Annotated in this window: 3 protein-coding genes and 1 pseudogene; 1 reads left to right on the top strand and 3 read right to left on the bottom strand. The window is 55.0% G+C overall.

Annotation, left to right across the window (positions count from 1 at the left end):
- Both NW849_RS14190 and NW849_RS14185 read right to left on the bottom strand, forming a co-directional pair.
- Nucleotides 1-128: pseudogene (locus tag NW849_RS14190) on the bottom strand (RNA-guided endonuclease TnpB family protein); the annotation flags it as partial.
- A 164-nt stretch (nucleotides 129-292) separates the two neighbouring features.
- Nucleotides 293-619, bottom strand: coding sequence for a hypothetical protein (locus tag NW849_RS14185; protein ID WP_414358477.1), 327 nt, complete (start codon nucleotides 617-619; stop codon nucleotides 293-295).
- Here NW849_RS14185 and NW849_RS14180 point away from each other — a divergent pair.
- Nucleotides 612-1334: a protein-L-isoaspartate(D-aspartate) O-methyltransferase gene (locus NW849_RS14180; protein ID WP_414358474.1), complete on the top strand. Its 723-nt coding sequence runs from the start codon at nucleotides 612-614 to the stop codon at nucleotides 1332-1334. The genes NW849_RS14185 and NW849_RS14180 overlap by 8 nt on opposite strands.
- Here the strand turns inward: NW849_RS14180 and NW849_RS14175 are convergent.
- Complete coding sequence (locus tag NW849_RS14175) at nucleotides 1331-2071, bottom strand: glycerophosphodiester phosphodiesterase (RefSeq protein WP_414358473.1); 741 nt, start codon at nucleotides 2069-2071, stop codon at nucleotides 1331-1333. The two genes, NW849_RS14180 and NW849_RS14175, sit on opposite strands and share 4 nt — an antisense overlap.
- Nucleotides 2072-2266: the final 195 nt, after the last annotated feature.

Below are 2266 nucleotides of genomic sequence, written 5' to 3'. Positions count from 1 at the left end.
ACTTTTTCTGGTGTGTTTTGGTTGACCCAGTTCAACGCCTGCACAAAGGCATCCATTGTCGCATCCAACTTTGCGGCCTGCGACTGGGACACCTTGAGTTTGCAAGCTACAGTCAGGACTTGGGTCATGCGCCGATTGTACTTCATCAAGGAAGGCCGCATTCCTCTCGGCACTGACCCTGGATAGTGGTGAGTGGGTAGTGACTAGCCACTAGTCACTAATGTAGAGTGCGGGGCTCCTGCGGGCTCTAGCTGAAGTTCGAGAAGGCCGCGCAGGATCAGGACAAAGGCTCCTAGGGATTTTGTTTCACTTTTTCCATCTTCCCATTCGGCAACAATCTCTTCATCAAGTGGTGAAGTCTTGCCAAAAGTAAGCCAGGATCAGCGTAGGGCTCCACAGGCATCTTTTCCCTCACCCTTAACCTCTCTTCCAATGAAAGAAATGGGGTCGCGCCATCCTCGCAATAGGCAGCCATTGTCTTCGGCCCTGCCGACAAGGAGAAAAAGCAGGCGGGGATCCATAAGCCCATAAAGCAAACAGCTGCGGTGTTATCCACAGCTTGAGCAGAGTCCAGATCTGAGCAGCTCATCGTTTCTGGAGGTTGTGTATCGGTGATCAACCCATTCTCATCCTTCCGGTGGAGACATTCTTCTCGCTCTCCAGCTGGGATCCCAGAGTCCCCCGACGCTGCGGATCCCTTTGCTTCCCAACGGGAGCAGATGGTCAAGAAACAGCTCATCAAACGAGGGATCCGAGATCCACGGGTACTGGAAGCCATGGGAAAAGTGCCGCGTCACCTTTTTGTCCCCTCTGATCTGCGGGATCGGGCCTACAGGGATTGCCCTCTGCCCATCGGCTATGGCCAGACCATTTCTCAGCCCTATATTGTTGCTTTTATGACAGAAGCTGCTCGCCTCACGCCTGAATCGGTGGTGTTGGAAATCGGCACCGGCTCCGGCTATCAGGCGGCTGTTTTGGCAGAGCTGGCCCGGCAAGTGTATAGCCTGGAGCGTCTGTCCCCATTGGCTGCTCAAGCTCAACAAACCCTCGCTGCCCTGGGCTATCGCAATGTGGAAGTGCGTCAGGGGGATGGCTACCAAGGTTGGCCAGAGCATGCTCCCTACGATGCCATTCTGGTGACGGCAGCGCCCCCAACTGTGCCCATGGTGCTGCTGGATCAACTGGCGGTGGGGGGCACCTTGGTGGTGCCGGTGGGAGAAAGCCCTTCGGACTCCGGTGCCCAGGGATCCCAGTCCTTGCTGATCCTCTGCAAAACAGCCCAAGGATGGGTTCAAAAAGGGGCTTTTCCGGTGCAGTTTGTGCCCATGGTCTAGGGTTTTGCCCCCTCTACTCCTGCCAAAAGATGGGCGCGAATTTGCAAAGCCAATTGGGGATGGTCGGTAATCAACCCTTGAACAACGGGATTTTGTCCTACTGAGCCGGCAAATGGCTGCAAGCACAACTTCATCACTTCAGGATCGTTCACCGTCCAAACGTACAGAGGGATCCCGGCCTGTTCAGCTTCAGCCAAGAACTGCAAGTTCACCCAACTGTAGTGGGGGGCCAGAAAATCCGCTCCCAACTCCCGGCAACGGGTAAGTAAAGATCCCTTGGCTTGCTCCTCAGCCTTTGCCTCGATCAACAGGCCAACCTTGGGTTGCGGGGACAAAAGCGTTTTAACCCGCTGCACCACCTGAGGCAAAAAAGAGGTGATCACAAATTCTTCGGGGGTCAAAATATCGCTAACGAGGGCAAGGACTTGTTCCTCATAGCCTGCTTCTTTGAGTTCGATATCGAGGGTGATTTTGCCCTTGATATGTGACAGGGTCTCTTCAAGAGTGGGAATCGTGGGTTTGCGGGCCCGAATCTCGGCCCAAGTTAATGCGGCCAAAGGCTGTCCATCCAAATCGACATCGTGAACAACCAGTGGGATCCCATCTCGGCTACAGCGCACATCCAGCTCAATTTGGTCGGCCCCCACTTCAACAGCAGCAGCAAAAGCGGCCAGCGTGTTTTCCTCGGCGTGGGTGTGCTCCCCACGGTGGGCGACAATCTGGGTGTAGGGGCGCATGTCAGCACCTCTGAAGCGGGGTTGAGTGCCAGGTTGCGCAGCTCTATTATGATTGGCTCTCGGTGGTTCAGAAAGGGATCCCAGCAGGCGACACTCCCCCAGCGGAAGCGATAAGCTAGGAGAGCATGCCTCTAACCCCCAAAACCCTGAACTTTGCTGAATTTACTGAGCTTTAGGCGGTTTGGCAAAAGTCAT

Source organism: Synechococcus sp. R55.3 (assembly GCF_047461975.1).
Classification (GTDB): domain Bacteria; phylum Cyanobacteriota; class Cyanobacteriia; order Thermostichales; family Thermostichaceae; genus Thermostichus.
Note: the sequence above shows the minus strand (reverse complement) of the source record. Positions and strands in the feature narration are given on the sequence as shown.